Here is an 18,787-nt window from a genome sequence, read left to right as displayed (position 1 = left end):
GGCAATCGAGTCCGGGTGTGCAGGCCGTTGCGCACTCGGACGCCCAGCAGGGGCGCGGGTGGGAGTTCTCACGAGGCGGGAAGGCACCGAGGGCTTCCGAGGAGGCGGAGCGTGGGAGGGGCCGATGCCTTGACACCTGGGAAGTGACTCAATATTGACGCCACGCCGCCCCCCCCGAGAAGGACCCTCGCCGCGAGGCCCGGATACCCCAAGGCCCCGGTGTGCGCCCCGGATTGAGAAGACAGCCATGAGTGACGTGTTCGACAAGTGCCGCAACTGGAACGACTACCGCATCGCCAAGGCCACGGGACTCTACCCGTACTTCCGCGCCATCGAGGAGTCCTTTGGTGCCACCGAGGTCCAGATCGAGGGCCGCCGCGTCATCATGGTGGGCTCGAACAACTACCTGGGCCTGAGCGCGGACCCGCGGGTGAAGGAAGCGGCGATCAAGGCGGTGGAGCGCTACGGCACCACGTGCTCGGGCTCGCGGTTGCTCAACGGCACGCTCGCGCTGCACGAGGAGCTGGAGCACCAGTTCGCGAAGTTCCTCAACCGTGAGTCGGCGCTCGTCATCTCCACGGGCTTCCAGACGAACCTGGCGATGGCCTCCATCCTGGGCCGTCACGACATCGTCTTCGCGGACCGGCAGAACCACGCCTCGCTGGTGGACGGCGTGCGCCTGTCCTTCTCCACCGAGCGCAAGTACCGCCACAACGACCTGGAGCACCTCGAGCAGCTCTTGCAGCAGTCGGTGGAGAAGGAGCCCAAGGCGGGGCGCATCATCGTCACCGACGGTGTGTTCTCCATGGAGGGCGACATCTGCGATCTGCCGCGCATCGTGGAGCTGTCGAAGAAGTACAACGCGCGGGTGATGACGGATGACGCGCACGCCATGGGCGTGCTCGGCGAGAAGGGCCGGGGCACCTCCGAGTACTTCGGCCTGGAGGCGGAGACGGACCTGGTCATGGGCACGTTCTCCAAGAGCTTCGCGTCGCTGGGCGGCGTGCTCGCCGGCCCCCACGACGTCATCAACTACATGCGCCACAAGTCGCGCTCGGTCATCTTCTCCGCGTCCATGACGCCCGCCTCCGTGGCGAGCGCGCTCAAGGCGCTGGAGATCATCCAGGCCGAGCCCGAGCGGCGCGCGCGCCTGATGGACATCGCGGAGAAGATGCACAACGGCTTCCGCGCCATGGGCTTCGACACGGGCGTGTCGGTGACGCCGGTGGTGCCGGTGCTCATCGGCGACCAGGTCAAGTGCTTCCGCTTCTGGAAGGCGCTGCACGAGGCGGGCGTGTTCGCCAACCCCGTGATTCCGCCCGCGGTGGAGCCGGGCCACGCGCTCATCCGCACCAGCTACATGGCCACGCACACCGACGAGCAGCTCGACCGGGTGCTCGACATCTTCGAGCAGATTGGCAAGAAGATGGACGTCATCCCCCAGACGCGGCCCTCCAGCTACACGCCGGTGCAGATCGCCCGTCCGAACACCTTCGTGCGCAACAACAAGGCGTCGGAGAAGTGGGCCGCCGCCGCCGCCGGAGAGCTCGCCCCCAACGGCTTCTCGCTGGATCAGCTCTCGCGCATGTCCTCGCGCGAGGTGGCCGGCCGGCTCTTCGACGCGGTGGAGAACCTCACCTGGCGCGCCGCCAACCTGCAGTCCGAGGATCTGCGCAAGCTCGGGCAGATGCCGATGAAGCTGTGGGAGAAGCGCGCGAACATCCCCGGGCTCTTGCTGGAGAAGGGCGCCAACCTCTTCATCCGCAACGGTCGCGAAGACAGGAGCTAGTCACCCATGGCCGCCGCCGAACCGTCCACCGCAGCAGGCAGCACTTCCCTGCCTCCCCTCCCCGCCAACGTGGAGGTGACGCCCGTGCGCACCTCGGCGGAGCGCACGGCCTTCATCCGCTTCCCCTACACCATCTACAAGGGGGATCCGAACTGGGTGCCCCACCTGGAGATGGAGCGCCGGGACTTCATCGATCCGCGCAAGAACCCCTTCTTCGAGTTCGGCGAGGTGGAGTTCTTCCTCGCCCGCCGGGAGGGACAGGTGGTGGGCCGCATCGCGGCGGTGAACAACCCGCGCTACAACGAGTTCCAGAAGACGAACGTCGGCTTCTTCGGGCTCTTCGAGTGCGTGAACGACGCGGGCGTGGCCCGGGCGCTGTTCGACGCCGCGGCGGGCTGGCTGCGCGCCAAGGGCTTCACCTCGGTGATCGGCCCGATGAGCTACTCGACCAACCACGAGGTGGGGTTGCTCGTCGAGGGGTTCAACACCCCGCCGGCCATCATGACGACGTACAACCCGCCCTGGTACGCCGCGCTCATCGAGGCCAACGGCTACGCCAAGGTGAAGGACCTGTACGCGTGGGAGCTGTCCTCCTCCACCCCGCCGCCGGAGAAGGTGGCGCGCGTGGCGGAGAAGATCCGTCAGCGCGAGGGCATCACCGTGCGCCCGGTGAACCTCAAGGACTTCGACGGCGAGGTGGCCCGCATCAAGGCCATGTACAACAAGGCCTGGGATAACAACTGGGGCTTCGTGCCGATGACCGAGGCCGAGTTCGACAACCTGGCGCGCGAGCTCAAGCAGATGGTGCGCCCGGAGCTGGTGCTCATCGGCGAGGTCAAGGGTGAGCCGGTGGCGTTCAGCCTCACCGTCCCAGATGCCAACGAGGCCCTCAAGGCCGCCAATGGCCGGCTCACCACGTTCGGCCTGCCCATCGGGCTCGCGAAGTTGCTGCTGGCCTCGCGGAAGATCCGCCGGCTGCGCCTCATCCTGCTCGGCACCATCGAGGGCTACCGGCGCCGGGGCCTGGACGCCATCCTCTACCTGGACACCCTGCGCACCGCGCGCGAGCTGGGCTTCGAGGGCGGGGAGATCTCCTGGACGCTCGAGGACAACCACCTCGTCAACCGCGCCATCGAGTCCATGGGCGGCAAGCGCTCCAAGGTCTTCCGCGTCTACGAGAAGTCCCTGTAACCGCCGTGTGAGGGGGGGGCCCTGTCGAGGGGCCCCTGTCCTCTCCTTCCCCAGGCCTCAGGGGATGATCGTCTTCTCGATCTGCGCCCGCTTGGCCTTGAGCGTGGCGAGCAGCCCGTCGAAGCCCTTGGTGGCGAGGATCTTCCGGAACTGCTCCTGGTAGGTCTCCAGGAGCGAGACGTCATCGGTGATCACGTCGTAGATGCGCCATCCGGCCTGCTCCCCCGCGCGGTAGAGCTTGTAGTTCACCGGGTACTTGTCGCGGTTGACGTTGACGGTGGTGTCCACGCTGGCCTCGTTGCCCTCGATGGACTCCTTGCCGTAGTGCACCTGGGTGCGGCCCTGGCCCAGCGCCTTCTGGGCGTACGAGGCGCGCAGCAGGCCCTCCATGGTGCTGGAGAAGTCCTTGCGCTGGGCGGCGGTGAGCTTGTTCCACGTCTCGCCGAGCGCGCGCTTGGACAGCTCACCGAAGTCCACGAAGCGCTCCACCACCTGGTAGACCTGCTCCGCGGTGGCCGCCTTGGCGGAGGCGACCTTCTGGACGTGGGTGTTGCCCTCCTTCACGACCTCGAGCGGGCCTGGCGAGGCGGTGAGGAGCACGGCGGTGAGCAGGGAGACGAGCATGGATGGGGGCTCCGGCATTGAGGGGTGAAACAGGGTGAGACGATGAGGGCCAGGACACTCCGCGTGGCCGGGTTATTCACGGCGCGCCGGGGACCCGGCCCAGCACCCGGTCCAGCTCGGCCCGGGCCACCTGGAAGTCATGCCAGCTCTGGGCCCGATCGGCTGACGCCTGGGCGAACGCCGTGAACGCCTCGATGAGATCCCGCGTGCCTCCCGTGCCGAGCTCGAACGCGCTCAGGGCCGCCGTCACCCAGCGCCGCGCTTCCCGCTCGGCCTGGCTGAGGGCCTGGGCGCGCTCGCGCGCCGCCACCAGCACCCCGTGCACCTGGGTCACCTCCAGGCGGATGGCCGAGAACAACAACCGCTGCTGCGCCTTGAGCTTGTCCAGCTCCGCCCGGGATTGATCCAACTGCGCCTGCTTCACGGGGATGTCGAAGGTGTAGCGCGCCACCAGCCCCACCCCCGCCTCCCGATCGTTGTACGGATCGTAGGCGAAGGGATCTCGCTGCCGCGTGGCGCTCGACGTGAAGCGCAGGGTGAGGAAGCCCGCGAGGCCGAGATCCGGATAGAAGCTGCGCTCGCGGATGAACACTTCCTTCTCGCGCGCGACGATGCCCGCGGCGATGCCGGCGATCTCCGGCCGCTGCCGCTCGGCCGTGGCCAGGGCCTGCTCGAGCGCGGGCGGCTCTCCGGCTTCCTCCGGCTCCAGCTCCACCTCGGCCACCTCCACGGGCTCGTCCGCGGGAGTGCCCGCGAGCAGGCGGATGGCGGCGAGCGCCACCTGCCGGCCCTGCTCCGCCTGGGCCCGGCGCGCGTCGAGCTGCTTGCGGAAGAAGCCGACCTTGTACAGGTCCATCCTCGACACCTGATCGGACTTCGCCGCCAGCATCTCCTGGATGCGCCCGGCCGCGTCCTCCAGCCGCCGGGAGGTCTCCTCGAGCTGCGCGAGCCCCGAGCGCGCCAACTGGTAGCCGTAGAAGGCCTGCGCGGCCTGGAACCCCGCCTCGTCCTCGGCGCGCGACTGGAGCGCCTTGCCGATGACGGGGCCCTGCTCCGCGGCCTGCTCCAGGGCCTTGAGTTTTCCGAAGGTATAGAGGGGCAGCACGGCGTTGGACTCGACGAACGCCGTCACGCCCATGCGGCCGAAGTCGAGATCCCCCTCCAGCGAGGCCTGGGTGGTGGGAGGACCGCCCAGGCCGTCGTTGCGGGCCTCGGGGATGGGGCCGCCCAGGCCCACCCGGGTCTCGAACTTGGGAAACCACGCCCAGCGCGCCTCGCTCAGCAGCGCGTGCAACCGGCGCAGCTCCGCGCGCGCGGCCTCCACCCGCGCGTCCTGCTCACGCGCGCGCCGCACGAGCTGCTCCAGCGTGAGCGGCGTGCGCCTCACCTCACCGGGCGCCGAGGACGGGGCCTCGTCCGGCACGGACTGCTCGGCCGCCTCGCCCACCTGGGGCGTGACGTCCGGGGCCGCGGGAAACTGCACCTGCCCGCTGGGGACGGGCGTCGGTGGCGCGGTGGGCGGCGCGAGCTGCGCTCCCGCCACCGTCGCGGTGAGCACCCACCCCAGCCCCATGACACGTCGCAATGTGCTGCGTTCCACCACGTACTTCCCTCCGTTACCCCGTGAATACCCTGGATCCTGCTCGACGCGGCGCGGCATCTCCCGCCTGGAATTCCCGAGAGGCTGAATCGTTCCCGCAAGAGAGACACACGCGCGACGAAGAAATGAATGATCGCTTGGTTGCGGGCCGCTCGCGTGGGAAGAATCCGCGCCGCCTATCCAGTCCCGGGGCATCGAGCCCCCAATCGAGGAACCCCATGGCGTACACCGATCGCGTCAAGCAGATCCTCTCGTGGTACCCGTCCGACAACCCCGGCACGCTGGCCAACCTGGCCCGCCTGCTCAACACCGGCACGCTCGCGGGCACCGGCAAGCTGGTCATCCTGCCCGTGGATCAGGGCTTCGAGCACGGCCCGGCGCGCTCCTTCGCGCCCAACGCGGCCGGCTATGATCCGGACTATCACATCCAGCTCGCCATCGACTCGGGCTGCAACGCCTACGCCGCGCCCCTGGGCTTCCTGGAGGCGGTGGCCGGCAAGTACATGGGCGAGATCCCGCTCGTGCTCAAGCTGAACAACTCGGACACGCTGGCCAAGACGGACTACCCCATCTCCGCCATCACCTCCACGGTGCGTGACGCCGTGCGTCTGGGCTGCACCGCGGTGGGCTACACCATCTACCCGGGCTCCGGGGCGCGCAACCAGATGTACGAGGACCTGCGCGAGATCATCGCCGAGGCCAAGGACTACGGCCTGCCCACCATCGTGTGGGCGTACGCGCGCGGCAACATGAGCAAGCAGGGCGAGACGGGCATCGACGTCATCTCCTACGCGGCGCAGATCAGCGCCCAGCTCGGCGCGCACATCATCAAGGTCAAGCCGCCCCAGGACTTCCTGGAGCAGGCCGAGGCCAAGAAGGTCTACGAGCAGTACAAGATCCCCACCGCCACCATGGCCGACCGCATCCGCGACGTGGTGAAGTCCGCCTTCAACGGCAAGCGCATCGTCATCTTCTCCGGCGGCGAGTCCAAGAAGACCGAGGACCTGCTCGAGGAGATCCGCCAGATCGCCGCTGGCGGCGGCTTCGGCTCCATCATGGGCCGCAACGCCTTCCAGCGCCCCCATGCCGAGTCCGTCAAGCTGCTCAAGGACGTGATGGCCATCTTCAAGAGCGCCCCCTGAGTTAGTTTCCCACTCAGGCTCACTCAGGCCCACACCCCAAGCGGCCGTGGCTCCTCGAGGGCTCGGCCGCTTGTTCGTTACTTGAGCAAGGAAACGTCTGCCGCTGAAAGAACCTCACGGGTATTGCGTGACCCAAGCCACGTTTCCACAGCGGGGCTCTTCCTTGCGGTTTTCAGCAGCAGTATTCCTTCCTTCGGAAGAAGTTGTTTGCTCGAAGAAAATTTTTCTGATAGTAAAATATCGAGGAATGTCCGAGGGGCGAGCTTGATCCCCGAAGTCCGCCCCGGAGGTTCTACATGCTGACGCTGGTGGCCGCAGTGCAAGATACAATGCCGACGCGCGGAACCTCGAGTGCACCCTACTCGGTCATGAAAGAGCGGAAGTCTTCTACCCAGGCCGAGGCGCCGGCGGCGGAGCAGCAGCAGCAGGCTCCCCCCTCCCCCGTTGACTTCACGTCGTGGGCGAAGACGGTCCAGTACCAGACCCAGGTCGTGCTGCATCAAATCCTGGAGCTGGAGGACGAGCGCCATCTGGATCCCGCGTGGAACAAGGTGCTCGAGCAGGTGCGCAGCTACAGCTTGCGGCCCTCCAAGCGCATCCGGCCGGCCCTGGTGCTCGTGGGCTACGCGTTGGGACGGGGTGACACGCGCGCTCCCTCGGGGTTGTGGCGGTTCGCGGCGGCCACCGAGTTGCTCCACACCTTCATGTTGATCCACGACGACGTCGCGGATCAGGCCGACACCCGCCGCGGCGGCGCGGCGCTGCACAAGATGCTCGGCGAGGGGCGCCTGGGCGAGAACCTGGCGATCGTCATCGGGGATCACCTCTACGGGCGCTCGCTGGAAGTGATGCTGGGCTGCAACCTGCCGGAAGCGGACGTGGCCACGCGCTACTTCCTCAAGGTATGCCGCTACACCGCCGCCGGGCAGTACATGGACATCCGGCTGCCGCACCAGCCCCTGGCCGAGCTGTCCATCTACAACGCGCTGCGCGTGGCCTACCTGAAGACGGCGCTCTACGGCTTCACCGCGCCGCTGGTCTGCGGGGCCATGCTGTCCGGCTCGGCGCCGGAGATCATCAACAAGCTGGAGCGCTTCGGCCGCTACGTGGGCACGGCCTACCAACTGCGTGACGATCTGCTCGGGCTGTACGGACAGTCCTCGGTGGTGGGCAAGCCCACCGACTCGGACCTGGCCCAGGGCAAGCGCACCTTCCCGCTGCTGGCCGCCTACCTGCGCGCCACGCCCGAGGCCCGCCAGGAGATGGAGACGCTCTGCATCCCCGGCCCCAAGGACGAGACGATGCTGCAGCGCGCCCGCGAGCTGGTGGAGATCCACGGCGGGCGCTCCGCCACCGAGCGCATCATCGAGCGCTCCACCAACGCCGCCGCGCGCATCCTGCAGACCCTGCCCGAGGCCGGCGGTCTCAAGCAGATGCTGCGCGACCTGCTGCAGATGTTGATGATCCGCGAGGCCTGAGCAAGGCCGGGCCGCTCCGGGCGGCCCCTCACGAAGCGCGAAAGCAAGAGCCCATCCGATTTCATCGGGTGGGCTTTTCACGTTGTGGGGCTGGCCGGGCGCGAAGCGGCGCGCTCGTGAAGGCCACTCGGGCCTCAGCGCCTCACGAGGCGTGAAAAGCAAAAAGCCCACCCGACTCTCGCCGGGTGGGCCTCTTACGTTGTGGAGCTAATCGGGATCGAACCGATGACCTCTTGAATGCCATTCAAGCGCTCTCCCAGCTGAGCTATAGCCCCTCATCTTCTGTTGTCTTCGACGGTTGGAGACGAGGCCCGAAGGAGTGACCGCCGGGCCTCGTCTCTTCTTCCAGTGGAGCTAATCGGGATCGAACCGATGACCTCTTGAATGCCATTCAAGCGCTCTCCCAGCTGAGCTATAGCCCCACAACGCGAGTGGCCACCTGGGGAGTGGCCGCCGTCGAAAGCGGCGCTCTTCTACAACTTCTTCGTGCGGGTCGCTACTCCCGAATGCGCGGGCCCGTTGTTTTTCTGCTTCAGGCGCTGGGCCGCTTCCTCCCCTTCCTGGAGCAGATCGCTGATCTCCCTCGCCTGGGCCTCGACCTTGAGCTGCACCTGGTCGATCGCCTTGAGCAGGGGGGCGAACGAGGTGGGCAACTCGAGGCGGCCCTTCTGCACCTGCTTGAAGACGGCCTCGCCCAGATCGCGCAGCACCCGATCCTTCTCCTTCTGGAGGAAGTCGCTCTGCGTCTTCGCCTGCGCCAGCGCGGAGTGCGTCTCCACCTGCTTGCGCAGCTCGCTCATCTTCTGCTGGGCGGACTCGAACGCCGATTGGATCTGTCGCAGGGCTTCGGACTGCTTGGGGTCGGCTGCCACCGGGCGCGAACCTCGCGGAAAAAGGGGGTTTTCCTGCGTAGCGTGCGCGCGACCGGACTGTCAACCCGGCCCGGGCCCCTTGCGCAGCCGGGCGGCGAAGAAGCCCCCCCCGGGCACCCGCGGCGGCAGGGCACGCAGGAAGGGGCCGTCGCACAGCAGGGCCGCCCGCTCGGGGCCGAAGACGGGCGCCAGGGGCTCCAGGCTGAAGCCGGACTCCCGGGCGAGGAAGTCGCGCACCACCGTGTCGTTCTCCTCCGGCAGCAACGAGCACGTGGCGTACACCACCAGCGCACCGGGCTTCACCTGGGGCGCCAGCTCGCGCAGCAACTCGAGCTGCGTCGTGTGGAACTCCGCCACGGCCTTGGCGCTGAGCTTCCACTTCTGATCCGGCTCGCGCGCCAGCGAGCCCGTGCCGCTGCACGGCGCGTCCACCAGCACCACGTCCGCGAGTTCCAGGGGCAGCGGGTGCGGAAAGGACACGTGGCGCAGGGACAGCTCCCGGGCCCGGTCGCGCGCGTGCGCCAGCCGGCGGCGCGAGCGATCTCCGGCCAATACCCGTCCCGCCTTGCCCACCTCGTCCGCCAGCGCGAGCGTCTTGCCTCCCGCCCCCGCGCACACGTCCGCCACCGTCCGCCCCGCGAGCGAGCCCCCGTGCCCCCCCTCCTCGATGAGGGGACGGCAGGCCTCGACGATGAGCTGGCTGCCCACGTCCTGCACCTGCAGGCGCCCCTCGCGCATCACCCGCGTCTCGAAAACCTTGTGGCTCGCCTCGGCGACGCGCACCGCGCCCGGCGCCAGCGCCACCGGCTCCGCCGCCACGCCCTCCTCCGCCAGCCGCGCGAGCACCTCGTCGCGGCTGCCCGTGGGGCGCGCGCGCAGGTGCAGCGCGGGCTCCTCGTCCAGCGCCGCCAGCATCGCCTCCAGCACGGGCTCGGGATGCAGCTCCGCCAGGCGCTGCACCAGCCAGGTGGGAAAGGAGTAGCGCGTCGCCAGGCGATCCGGGACGGACTCGGACAAGGGGGGCTCGGCGAGCGGCGACTGCGCCACCCGCTCGAGGAAGTCATCCTTGAGGGTGCGTGGGCGCACCGGGCCGGGCAGCTTCACCTCGGGGCCGATGCGCGCCCAGGTGGCGCCACAGAAGAGCCGCCGCCAGAGCACATAGCGCACCAGCGCCTGATCCTCCAGCAGTCCAATCTTGCTCGGCGCGTGGCCCAACGTGCGCGCCGCCAGATCCAGCAGCCGCTGGTGCCGGGACAGCTCGCGCACCGCCAGCGCGGTGAAGCGCCGCTCCTGCCCCCCCAGCCCTCCCGCGTCCTTGAGGGCCTCGGCGAGCGAGAGCTTGAGGGGCTCGCCCTTGAGCACGGACAGGTGGGCCTCGAGCGCCGCGGTCGCCGCGCGCCGCGAGGGCCGCCCCAGGCTGGCCTCGTCCAGGAAGGTGTCGGGCCAGAGACTCACGCGTCCACGGGGACCGTGACGGCCAGGCACCCCTCGTGGGTGCGCAGCTCGCGCGGACCGGCCGCCAGGAAGAAGTAGTGATCGCGCCCGCGCGTCTCGCCGTCCACCTCGAGCGAGCCCTCCACCACCAGGGCCGCGTGGCCCCGGCTCATGGGTGGGCGGTGGCTGGCTCCCGGCGCCAGACGCATCCACAAGCCCCCGTCTGGCCGCTGCGACAGCCGCAGGCCCGTGGTGGGCTCCGTCGTCCAGGAGTCCTCGGGCGGCACGGCCTGCGCGGCCAAGCGCTCCACCTCGCGCCGCAACCGCACGAAGCGCTCCACCAGGAGCATCATGTCCTCGATCTGGAAGGGCTTGTTGAGCACCGCGTCCGGCTCGTGGGGCCGCAGCACCCGCACCACCTCGTCGGCGGACGAGGCGCTGACGATGGCCACCGGTTGCAGCCGCTTGCGCGCCGCCTCGAGGATGATGCGCCCACCGCCTCCACTGTCACCGATGCGCAGGTCCGTGAGCACCAGGGCGAAGGACTCCTCCTGGAGCACCCGCAGGGCCTCGGCCACGCTGCCCGCCTCGCGCACCGGGGTCTGCTCGGCGATGAGCTCCGCCATGCCTTCGCGCAGCCCGGCGTCATCCTCCACCAGCAGCACCTTCATCGGGCTCTTCTCGCCGGGCATGTCAGGGACTCATCCGCGCCTGGGAGGCGTGCTTCTGCTCGTTGGGCGACAACGTCCCAGGTATGGCCCTCCCCGGACTCGAACCGGGACGCGGGGTCAGCCGCAGCGGATTTTGAGTCCGCCTCGTCTACCAATTTCGACAGAGGGCCCCTTGGGGGTGGGACGGCCAGACGTATACCGCGACTCCGCGCCGGACGCATCCGAAGATTGCGGTCCCCCGCGCTGATCGCTAAACGGGCGCCATGTACAACCTCCTCATCGCCCTGGGTGCGGGCCTCGCCATCACCTTGGGTATCAAGTTCGCCGGCTTCAACATCTGGGCGGCTCTCGTCCCGGGCACCCTCGCCTTCCTGGGCACCTACATCTGGCTCGGGCGGCGCATCGGGCAGAGGCTCCAGGCCATCATGGCCGCCGTGCAGCGCGAGCTCCAGGGCCAGCCCACCAGCCAGAAGGAAGCCCAGGCGCGCATCGAGCGGGCCGTCAAGATGCTCGAGTCCGGTCTCGTCTATGACAAGTGGCAGTTCCTCGTGGGCGCGGAGGTGCACTCCCAGATTGGAATGTTGAAGTACATGTCGAAGGACCTGGACGGCGCCCAGGCGCACTTCGCCCGCTCCAGCCCGCGCAACTACCTGGCCAAGGCCATGGAGGGCGCCCTCTTCTTCCAGAAGAAGGACAGCGCCGCCATGAAGAAGTCCTTCGAGGCCGCGGTCGTCTCCGGCAAGAAGGAGTCCGTGGTGTGGGCCGTCTACGCCTGGTGTCTCCTGCAGAACAAGGACAAGGACGGCGCTCTCAAGGTGCTCGGGCGGGCGGTCGAGGCCAACCCCTCCGACGAAAAGCTCAAGAGCAGCTTGTCGGCCCTGCAGAACGACAAGAAATTGAAGATGAAGCCGTACGAGCCCATGTGGTGGCAGTTCGGCCTGGAGACCCCTCCGCCCCAGATCATGGGCGGTGGCGGGGGCCGGCGCGTGCAGTTCAATCCCCGACGCTGACCCCTCCCTGCCGGGAATTCCTACCGGGTTGCATTCCCGGTAACGCTGCAACTCTTGCCTATCCCGTCGCCGGGAGCTCCTCGCGCTGATCGCAACCCCCCGGAATCACGGTCCGGAATCGGGACGGTCCCACGGCACGGCCCTTGCTCCTGGACTCTGCATCCCCGGAGAAGCGAATCCCCGGGGATCAGCAGGCGGCCGGGGGTCTTGGGTGATGGAGGACATGGGCAGAGCGGCGGAGGAAGAGCGGGCAGGCGGAGCCTCCGAGCGGTTCGCTCGGGACTCGCACTCCGGCTTCCAGGACCAGGCGCAGGAAGCGGAGCAGAGCATGCAGCGGCAGCACGACCGACGCGGAGAGACGCCCCTGATCCTGGTCGTGGAGGATGATACGGGCACCCGCGACAGCCTGACGGAGTTGCTCTCGGCCCGCTACCGCGTCCTGGGCGCCAGTGACGGCCAGTCCGGAGTGGAGCTCGCCCGGGAGCGGCACCCGGATCTCATCCTCCTGGATCGCTTCCTGGAGAGCGGCGAGGACGGCCTGGCCGTGCTCGAGGTGCTCCAGCACGACCGCGCCACCGAGTCCGTGCCCGTCATCTTCCTCACCGGGGACTCGGACGAGGCCACGCTCGAGCGCTGTCTGGAGCTGGGCGCGGTGGACTTCGTGCACAAGCCGGCGAGCGCGCGCGAGCTGATGGCGCGCATCAACCGCGCGCTGCGCCAGAGCGAGCAGCAGCAGCGGCTGCAGGCCATGGCCCAGACGGACGCGCTCACGGGCCTGGCCAACTTCCGCGCCCTGTCCATGCGGCTGGAGGAGGAGTTCAAGCGCTCGAGCCGCTACGACTACCCGATGTCCGTGGTGGTCATCGACCTGGATCACCTCAAGGCCATCAACGACGGCATGGGCCATGACGTGGGCAACCGCGCCATCCTGGCGCTCGCCAACCTCTTGCGCACCAACCTGCGCGAGGTGGACTTCGCGGCGCGCTTCGGCGGCGATGAGTTCGTGGCGCTCTTGCCCCACCAGACGGCGGCCGAGGCGGCGGTGCTCGCCGAGCGCATCCGCGCGGGACTGCGCACGGTGAAGGTGACACGCAGCGACGGACGGCCCGCCCCCTTCGGGCTGAGCGTGAGCGTGGGCATCGCGGATCACTCCCCCGCCCAGCCGCGCGCGTGCACCGACGAGCTCCTGAGGGCCGCGGACGCGGCGCTCTACGAAGCCAAGCGCGAGGGCCGGGATCGCGTGGTGGTGTACGGCGCCTCGGACCTGGCGTCCCCCAAGGCAGCGCAACGGCACTGACAGACAGACGGTTTCACTACCCCCAGAGGTCGCGATGGACGGTGGAGCAAGGGCGCGGATGAGCGGCAGTAGGCTGGCGAGTGGATCACGAGTGGCCATCGTCGGTGGGGGGATCGCCGGAGCGGGACTCGCCGCCTCGCTGATCTTCAATGGACGGGCCCGCGGGTGCGCGCTCGACGTGCGCGTGTACGAGAGCGGAGATCCGGACTCCGTGGCGCCCCCCGCCATCCTCACGCCCGAGTGCCGCTCGCGCCTGGCCGCGCTCGGCGCCCGCGTGCCCCAGGAGTGGCGCACCCATGAGCTGCGCGGTGTGGAGCTGCTCTCCCATGGCCAGCGCGAGGTGATGCCCGCGTCGGCCGGTGGCCTGTGGGTGGTGGATGCGTGGCCGCAGGGCCAGGGTGGACTGGCGCTGGTGCGCGAGGCGCTCGCGGGCGCGGCCACCTCCCAGGGCGCGCGCTTCGTGCCCCGGCGCGTCGAGCGCGTGGAGCACCTGCCCTCGGCGCCGGATGCCCCCGCGGCGGTGCGCAAGAATGGTCCCCTCGTGGTGCGCGCCCAGGGCAGTGGCGAGCGCTTCCACGCGGTGGCGCTCGCCACGGGCGCGGGTGCGTCGCTCGGCGACTCCTTCTTCCCGGGTTTCCAGCCCGCTCCCTCCGTGGCCGCCGTGCAGGCGCGCCTGCGGCTGCCCTCGCCCCGCATGGGTCCCCCGCCGCTCGCCCGGCTGTGGATGTCTCCCCTGCCTTCCGTGGATGGGCTCGTGCTCCTGCCGGGCGCCCACTCGGTGTACGCGCTCGCCTATGGCCCCGCGGTGACGCCGGCGGACCTGTGCCAGGCGTTGATGATGGCCGCGCGTGACGGGCTCGTGGAGGAGGGCTTCGAGTTGCTCTCCCTGGAGACCACGCGCCTGCCCTACGGGCCGGGCCGCTCGCTCGTGGCGCCCGGACAGCTCGTGGTGGGCACGGCGGCGTTCGGCCACCCGCTCCAGGTGGGCCTGTCGGACACCCTCGCCTCGTGCAGCCGCGCCGCCGTGGCCCTGCTGGACGCGGGCCTGGAGGCCCCCGCCCTGGAGCGCCGCTACGTGCGCGACGGCCTGGGGGATCTGCTGGATGACGCGGCCGCGGGCGCGCGCGCCGTGACCTGGTTGCGCCGCGCGGGACGCCGCGCCCCCCAGGCCTTCCTCACCGCTCGTCACCGCGTCGCCGCGGCGGGCACCGTGGGCTCGGGCGTGCTGGGCCTTCCCGCCCCCTCGCCCCAGGTGCTGCTGTCCGTGGCGCGCTGGGCCGGCATCCGCGAGACGATGTCCTCCTGGGTGCGCACCGCCGTGGAGCCCCTGCCCACGACGATTCCCACCCTGGAGCGGGATCTCTACTACATCGTGGACGACGATCCGGATCAGCGCGAGGCGATGACGCAGTTGCTCGAGTCCACGGGCGCCCACGTGGTGGCCTTCGCCGACGAGCTGGCCCTGTTCTGCGCGGTGGCCCGGCGGCCTCCCACCGCCATCCTCCTGGACGTGGTGCTGCACTGGGTGGACGGACTGCGGCTGTGCGAGGGGCTCAAGCAACACCCGCTCACCCGGGACACGCGCGTGGTGGTGATGAGCGGGATGAACCGGCCCCACGTGCGCCAACGCGCGCTCGACGCCGGCGCCGAGGCCTTCCTGCCCAAGCCCGTGGATCCCGAGCGCCTGTTGCGCCAGCTCATGGGCCTGGTGCCCGACACCTCGTCCGCTTCCGCCGAGGCGCCGCGCGACGCGGCCGAGGAGACGGGGCGCTACGCCTCCTGAGACTCCCACGCGGCCCTCACCGCGTCATAGGGCGGCTCCACGAAGAGCGCCCCGGGCTCCTTGCGGAACCACGTGAGCTGCCGCTTGGCGTAGCGGCGCGTCTCCTGCGCCACCAGCTCTCGCGCCCGCTCGAGCGAGAGCTGGCCCTCCACCACCGCCTTCGCCTGCGCGTAGCCCACGCTGCGCATGGGCGCCGCCTCGGCATATCCCCGGGCGATGAGCCCTCGCACCTCCTCCACCAGGCCCCGCTCGAACAGCGCCGTGGTGCGCCGGTCGATGGCCTCGTACAGCGCCTCGCGCGGCGGGGAGAGCACGTACATCCGGAAGGGATAGCGGCTCGGGGCGAAGGCATGCTCCCGGCGGAACTCGGAGGCGGGCCGGCCCGTCTGGCGGTGGATCTCCAGCGCCCGGATGACGCGCACCAGGTCTTGGGGAGGCAGCTTCGCGGCCGTCTCCGGATCCACCTGGGCGAGCTGGCGGTGCACGGCCTCGCGGCCCTCGGCGGCGGCGAGTGCCTCCAGCTCGGCGCGCAGTTGGGGATCCGCGCCGGGCGCCTCCACGAGCCCATGCAGGAGAATCCGCAGGTACATGCCCGTGCCGCCCACGACGAACACCCGACGGCCCCGCGCGGCGATGTCCGCGATGGCCTCGTCCGCCCGGCGCTGGTACTCGGCGGCGGAGAAGGGCTCGAGCGGCTCCACCACGGACACGAGGTGATGGGGCACCGCGGCGCGCTCCTCGACCGAGGGCTTGGCGGTGCCGATGTCGAACTCGCGGTACACCTGCTGCGAGTCCGCGCCGACAATCTCGCCCCCGTGCCGCAGGGCGAGCTCCACGGCGAGCGCGGTCTTCCCCGAGGCGGTGGGGCCGGCGATGACGGTGAGCAAGGGCTTCATCGGCGCTCGGGCCCCGCGCGGCGAGACGCGTGGGAGCCCCGAAGACTCGCTCAGGCGGCGGGCTTGCCCGAGCCGCCCAGCTCCTGGGCCAGCTCGGCGAGCTTCACGGGCCGGGGCTCTCCTCCCGCCATGGGCTTGAGCTGGGCTTCCCCGCTCTGCCGCTCCCGCTCACCCAGCACCAGGGTGTAGGTGGCGCCCACCTTGTCCGCGCGCTTCATCTGGCTCTTGAGGCTGCCACCGCGCGTGTCCAGCTCCACCCGGAGTCCCTCGCGACGCAGGCGGCTGGCCAGCACGAGCGCCTCGTCGGCCGAGCCCTCGTCCGCCACGGCGATGAAGAGCTGGGTGGGCTGGGAGAAGCGCTGGCCACTCTCCTGCAGGAGGATGCACAGCCGGTCCAGGCCGATGCCAACGCCCACCGCGGGCACGTCCGGCCCCCCGAGGCTCTTCACCAGCTTGTCGTAGCGGCCCCCGCCGCCCACCGTGCTCGCCGTGCCCAGCACCGGGTGCGCGGCGATGAACTCGAAGGTGGTGCGCGTGTAGTAGTCCAGCCCGCGCATGATGCGGTGGTTGATCTCGTACTTGATGCCCAGCGCGCCGAGCTTGCGCTGCACGTCGCCGAAGTGCGCGCGGCACGGCTCGCACAGGGAGTCGAGGATGCTGGGCGCGGCGAGGGCGATCTGCTGGCAGCGCTCCTGCTTGCAGTCGAGCACGCGCAGCGGGTTGCGCTCCAGGCGCACCTTGCAGTCCGCGCACAGCTCGTCCACGTGCGCGCGCAGGTGCCCCACCAGCTTCTCCTGGTAGGCGGGCCGGCACGCCTCGTCCCCCAGCGAGTTGATGTTAAGCGACACGTCGGTGAGCCCGAGCTTCTGGAGCAGCTGCACCACCGCGTCCATGATCTCCACGTCCTGGGCGGGCTCCTTCGAGCCATACGCCTCGGCGCCGATCTGGTGGAACTGACGGTAGCGGCCCGTCTTCATGCGCTCGTAGCGGAACATGGGCCCCATGTAGAACCAGCGCGTGAGCGGCTCCTGGTTCACCACCGAGTGCTCGATGTACGCGCGCGCCGCGGGAGCGGTGCCCTCGGGGCGCAGGGACAGACTGCGGCCGCCCTTGTCCTCGAAGGTGTACATCTCCTTGCCGACGATGTCGGTCTCCTCGCCCACGCTGCGCACGAAGAGCGCGGTGTCCTCCACCGTGGGGGTGCGCACCTCGCCGTAGCCGAAGCGCGAGAACACCTCGCGCGCCGTGCGCTCCACGTGCTGCCACACCTCCACCTGGCCGGGGAGGATGTCGTTCATGCCCTTGACGCCGGAAATCTTGCTCACGGAATCTCTCCAATGCGCCGGCCCATGCGCACCACCGCCTCGGGCTGCAGGCTGTCGTCCCACTTCACCCGGCCCGGCTCGAACAGCAGGATGACGGTGGAGCCCATCTCGAAGCGCCCCAGCTCCCCGCCCTTGTCCACCGCAATCCCGGCGTCATAGCGGTGCACCTTGCCGGGCTTGCCCTGGTGCGTGATGACGTCCTCGTAGGCCGCCTTGATGCGCGACACGCACGTGGCGCCCACCTTCACCACCGCGCACTGCCCGGCCACCGTGTCCAGATAGGTCACGAGCCGCTCGTTCACGCAGAAGAGCGACTGCTTGTTCTTCACCGAGGCGGGGTTGACGGGCCAGAACTCGCCCGGGATGTAGGCGTAGCCGGTCACCTTGCCGCCCAGCGGGGCGTGGATGCGGTGGTAGTCGCGCGGCGACAGGTAGATGGTCGTCCAGGCGCCGCCGTGGAAGGGCCTGGCCGCGGCTTCGTTGCCGAGCAGCTCGCCCACCGTGTAGTGGATGCCCTTGGCCTGCAACACCCGGCCGTGCTCGGAGTAGCCCACCTGGGACACCGCGCCATCCACCGGGGACACCACCACCTTCTCCCCCGGATCGATGGGGCGCGCGCCGCCCTTGAGCCCGCGGGTGAAGAACTCCGCGAACGTGGGGTAGTGCTCCAGCGTGTGCTCGGCCTCGGCCACGTCCACGTTGTAGAGCCGGGCGAAGGTCCTGATGGCGGCCCGGTGCAACGGCGCGGGCGCGGGCAGACGCGTGGCCATCCCCACCGCCGTGGACAGCGCGGACTTGGGGAGCACTTGCATCAACTTCATGAAGGTCTGTTCGTTCATGACAGGCGCGATGAGAAGAGAAAGAGGTGGGAGGAAGGAAACCGCGCGAAACCGCGCTTCATTCAACGGCCCGCATCCGCGGCGGGGCTCGGCGAGCCACCATCGGTGGGAATCGCCTGGATGGACTTCTTGGGCACCAGGGCCAGCACCTTGCCCTCTTCGATGATCAACGCCTGATCCTGGAGCGCGGAGAACTGCGCGCGGCACGCCGGGCTGTCGGACAAGTCCCAGCGATCACGCCGCCCCCGGCCCTGGACATCGAGGGATTCCCCCTGCTTGAAGCAGCCGGAGAAGCCGCTCGCCAGCTCCGCCGCGGGCGTGCCGACCCCCGGAGCGCCGCCCGCCGTGCCGGCATCCGTCCCGGCCTCCTCGGCCTCGGCTGTCTCGGTGGGCCGGGAGGAAGGGAACGACGGGGACCCTCCCGCGGGCATCTCTGTCGGCTGGTTGGCCCGGCTGCGGACCTCGTCCAGCGCGCGCTGCCGGGAGCGGGCCTGCTGCTTGCCCTCCTCGATGCGCGCGCGCAGCTCGTTGGCCGCCGGGGCGTCCAGGCTGTTGGCGGGCACCTGGGCGAGCAGCCCCTCGATGGCGGTCAGCTCGGGGTCCAGGAACGCATCGTCCCCCTTGGCCGCGTACAGCTTGCCAAAGCGCGTCTGCGCCTCGACATAGGCCTCCGAGGGCTGAGCGGGCTTGCGGCAGCCCGCGGGGACGGCGAGCAGCAAGGCGGTCAGGAGGGCAGCGAACGTCCGGCCAACACGAGGGCTGTAGGTGCGCATGGGTCCGGTTTTCTACGCCATTTCCGGGCGGACGCACCCCTTTTTCGCGCGGGGCCCTCCCCC

Annotated in this window: 16 protein-coding genes and 3 tRNA genes; 7 read left to right on the top strand and 12 right to left on the bottom strand. The window is 69.8% G+C overall.

The window, feature by feature from the left end; all coding sequences use genetic code 11:
* Nucleotides 1–247 precede the first annotated feature (247 nt).
* Together F0U63_RS24000 and F0U63_RS23995 are read left to right on the top strand one after the other, a co-directional pair.
* The gene (locus F0U63_RS24000) at nt 248–1,789 is read left to right on the top strand and encodes an aminotransferase class I/II-fold pyridoxal phosphate-dependent enzyme (RefSeq protein WP_395848235.1); all 1,542 of its coding nucleotides are present in this window, start codon (nt 248–250) and stop codon (nt 1,787–1,789) included.
* A 6-nt stretch (nt 1,790–1,795) separates the two neighbouring features.
* The gene (locus tag F0U63_RS23995) at nt 1,796–2,980 is read left to right on the top strand and encodes an N-acetyltransferase (protein WP_395848234.1); all 1,185 of its coding nucleotides are present in this window, start codon (nt 1,796–1,798) and stop codon (nt 2,978–2,980) included.
* Nucleotides 2,981–3,037: 57 nt separating this feature from the next.
* Here F0U63_RS23995 and F0U63_RS23990 read toward each other — a convergent pair whose 3' ends face one another.
* The gene (locus F0U63_RS23990) at nt 3,038–3,604 is read right to left on the bottom strand and encodes a phospholipid-binding protein MlaC (protein ID WP_395848233.1); all 567 of its coding nucleotides are present in this window, start codon (nt 3,602–3,604) and stop codon (nt 3,038–3,040) included.
* A gap of 76 nt (nt 3,605–3,680) precedes the next feature.
* Nucleotides 3,681–5,189, bottom strand: a complete 1,509-nt coding sequence (locus F0U63_RS23985; protein WP_395848232.1) for a TolC family protein — start codon at nt 5,187–5,189, stop codon at nt 3,681–3,683.
* A gap of 233 nt (nt 5,190–5,422) precedes the next feature.
* Between F0U63_RS23985 and F0U63_RS23980 the strand changes: the two genes are divergently transcribed.
* On the top strand, nt 5,423–6,346 hold the full coding sequence (locus F0U63_RS23980) for a class I fructose-bisphosphate aldolase (protein ID WP_395848231.1): 924 nt from the start codon (nt 5,423–5,425) through the stop codon (nt 6,344–6,346).
* Nucleotides 6,347–6,714: 368 nt separating this feature from the next.
* Nucleotides 6,715–7,824: a polyprenyl synthetase family protein gene (locus F0U63_RS23975; protein WP_155893987.1), complete on the top strand. Its 1,110-nt coding sequence runs from the start codon at nt 6,715–6,717 to the stop codon at nt 7,822–7,824.
* Between the two features lie 202 nt (nt 7,825–8,026).
* On the opposite strand, the gene F0U63_RS23970 is transcribed toward F0U63_RS23975, so the two are convergent.
* The 6 genes from F0U63_RS23970 to F0U63_RS23945 all read right to left on the bottom strand — a co-directional run bounded on the left by F0U63_RS23970 (nt 8,027) and on the right by F0U63_RS23945 (nt 10,971).
* Nucleotides 8,027–8,099, bottom strand: a tRNA-Ala gene (locus F0U63_RS23970).
* Between the two features lie 74 nt (nt 8,100–8,173).
* Nucleotides 8,174–8,246 (bottom strand) — tRNA-Ala (locus F0U63_RS23965).
* A 51-nt stretch (nt 8,247–8,297) separates the two neighbouring features.
* The gene (locus tag F0U63_RS23960; RefSeq protein ID WP_395848230.1) at nt 8,298–8,696 is read right to left on the bottom strand and encodes a hypothetical protein; all 399 of its coding nucleotides are present in this window, start codon (nt 8,694–8,696) and stop codon (nt 8,298–8,300) included.
* Between the two features lie 60 nt (nt 8,697–8,756).
* The gene (locus F0U63_RS23955) at nt 8,757–10,151 is read right to left on the bottom strand and encodes an RsmB/NOP family class I SAM-dependent RNA methyltransferase (RefSeq protein ID WP_395848229.1); all 1,395 of its coding nucleotides are present in this window, start codon (nt 10,149–10,151) and stop codon (nt 8,757–8,759) included.
* The gene (locus tag F0U63_RS23950; RefSeq protein ID WP_395848228.1) at nt 10,148–10,822 is read right to left on the bottom strand and encodes a response regulator; all 675 of its coding nucleotides are present in this window, start codon (nt 10,820–10,822) and stop codon (nt 10,148–10,150) included. Before F0U63_RS23950 ends, F0U63_RS23955 begins: the two co-directional genes overlap by 4 nt.
* Before the next feature lie 63 nt (nt 10,823–10,885).
* Nucleotides 10,886–10,971 (bottom strand) — tRNA-Leu (locus tag F0U63_RS23945).
* Nucleotides 10,972–11,064: 93 nt separating this feature from the next.
* Between F0U63_RS23945 and F0U63_RS23940 the strand changes: the two genes are divergently transcribed.
* From F0U63_RS23940 to F0U63_RS23930, 3 genes are all read left to right on the top strand, one after another.
* Complete coding sequence (locus F0U63_RS23940) at nt 11,065–11,811, top strand: tetratricopeptide repeat protein (RefSeq protein WP_395848227.1); 747 nt, start codon at nt 11,065–11,067, stop codon at nt 11,809–11,811.
* Nucleotides 11,812–12,139: 328 nt separating this feature from the next.
* On the top strand, nt 12,140–13,108 hold the full coding sequence (locus tag F0U63_RS23935; protein WP_395848417.1) for a diguanylate cyclase: 969 nt from the start codon (nt 12,140–12,142) through the stop codon (nt 13,106–13,108).
* A gap of 58 nt (nt 13,109–13,166) precedes the next feature.
* Entirely contained in the window at nt 13,167–14,891 is a 1,725-nt protein-coding gene (locus tag F0U63_RS23930; protein WP_395848226.1) for a two-component system response regulator, read from the top strand.
* Here the strand turns inward: F0U63_RS23930 and miaA are convergent.
* The 4 genes from miaA to F0U63_RS23910 form a co-directional block, all read right to left on the bottom strand.
* Nucleotides 14,879–15,787: a tRNA (adenosine(37)-N6)-dimethylallyltransferase MiaA gene (gene miaA, locus F0U63_RS23925; protein ID WP_395848225.1), complete on the bottom strand. Its 909-nt coding sequence runs from the start codon at nt 15,785–15,787 to the stop codon at nt 14,879–14,881. The two genes, F0U63_RS23930 and miaA, sit on opposite strands and share 13 nt — an antisense overlap.
* A 50-nt stretch (nt 15,788–15,837) precedes the next feature.
* On the bottom strand, nt 15,838–17,085 hold the full coding sequence (gene hisS, locus F0U63_RS23920) for a histidine--tRNA ligase (protein ID WP_395848416.1): 1,248 nt from the start codon (nt 17,083–17,085) through the stop codon (nt 15,838–15,840).
* Nucleotides 17,086–17,108: 23 nt separating this feature from the next.
* Complete coding sequence (asd, locus tag F0U63_RS23915) at nt 17,109–17,951, bottom strand: archaetidylserine decarboxylase (RefSeq protein ID WP_395848224.1); 843 nt, start codon at nt 17,949–17,951, stop codon at nt 17,109–17,111.
* A 62-nt stretch (nt 17,952–18,013) separates the two neighbouring features.
* On the bottom strand, nt 18,014–18,724 hold the full coding sequence (locus F0U63_RS23910) for a hypothetical protein (RefSeq protein ID WP_395848223.1): 711 nt from the start codon (nt 18,722–18,724) through the stop codon (nt 18,014–18,016).
* Nucleotides 18,725–18,787: the final 63 nt, after the last annotated feature.

The organism is Cystobacter fuscus, assembly GCF_044360685.1.
Taxonomy (GTDB): Bacteria; Myxococcota; Myxococcia; order Myxococcales; family Myxococcaceae; genus Cystobacter; species Cystobacter fuscus_C.
This window is presented reverse-complemented; position numbering and strand designations above follow the sequence as displayed.

Bases quoted from the DNA above. Each gene is read 5' to 3' on its own strand.
- F0U63_RS24000 (WP_395848235.1), top strand. From the start codon at position 248: ATGAGTGACGTGTTCGACAAGTGCCGCAACTGGAACGACTACCGCATC.
- F0U63_RS23995 (WP_395848234.1), top strand. From the start codon at position 1,796: ATGGCCGCCGCCGAACCGTCCACCGCAGCAGGCAGCACTTCCCTGCCT.
- F0U63_RS23990 (WP_395848233.1), bottom strand. From the start codon at position 3,604: ATGCTCGTCTCCCTGCTCACCGCCGTGCTCCTCACCGCCTCGCCAGGC.
- F0U63_RS23980 (WP_395848231.1), top strand. From the start codon at position 5,423: ATGGCGTACACCGATCGCGTCAAGCAGATCCTCTCGTGGTACCCGTCC.
- F0U63_RS23975 (WP_155893987.1), top strand. From the start codon at position 6,715: ATGAAAGAGCGGAAGTCTTCTACCCAGGCCGAGGCGCCGGCGGCGGAG.
- F0U63_RS23950 (WP_395848228.1), bottom strand. From the start codon at position 10,822: ATGCCCGGCGAGAAGAGCCCGATGAAGGTGCTGCTGGTGGAGGATGAC.
- F0U63_RS23940 (WP_395848227.1), top strand. From the start codon at position 11,065: ATGTACAACCTCCTCATCGCCCTGGGTGCGGGCCTCGCCATCACCTTG.
- F0U63_RS23935 (WP_395848417.1), top strand. From the start codon at position 12,140: ATGCAGCGGCAGCACGACCGACGCGGAGAGACGCCCCTGATCCTGGTC.
- F0U63_RS23930 (WP_395848226.1), top strand. From the start codon at position 13,167: ATGAGCGGCAGTAGGCTGGCGAGTGGATCACGAGTGGCCATCGTCGGT.
- miaA (WP_395848225.1), bottom strand. From the start codon at position 15,787: ATGAAGCCCTTGCTCACCGTCATCGCCGGCCCCACCGCCTCGGGGAAG.
- hisS (WP_395848416.1), bottom strand. From the start codon at position 17,085: ATGAACGACATCCTCCCCGGCCAGGTGGAGGTGTGGCAGCACGTGGAG.
- asd (WP_395848224.1), bottom strand. From the start codon at position 17,951: ATGAACGAACAGACCTTCATGAAGTTGATGCAAGTGCTCCCCAAGTCC.
- F0U63_RS23910 (WP_395848223.1), bottom strand. From the start codon at position 18,724: ATGCGCACCTACAGCCCTCGTGTTGGCCGGACGTTCGCTGCCCTCCTG.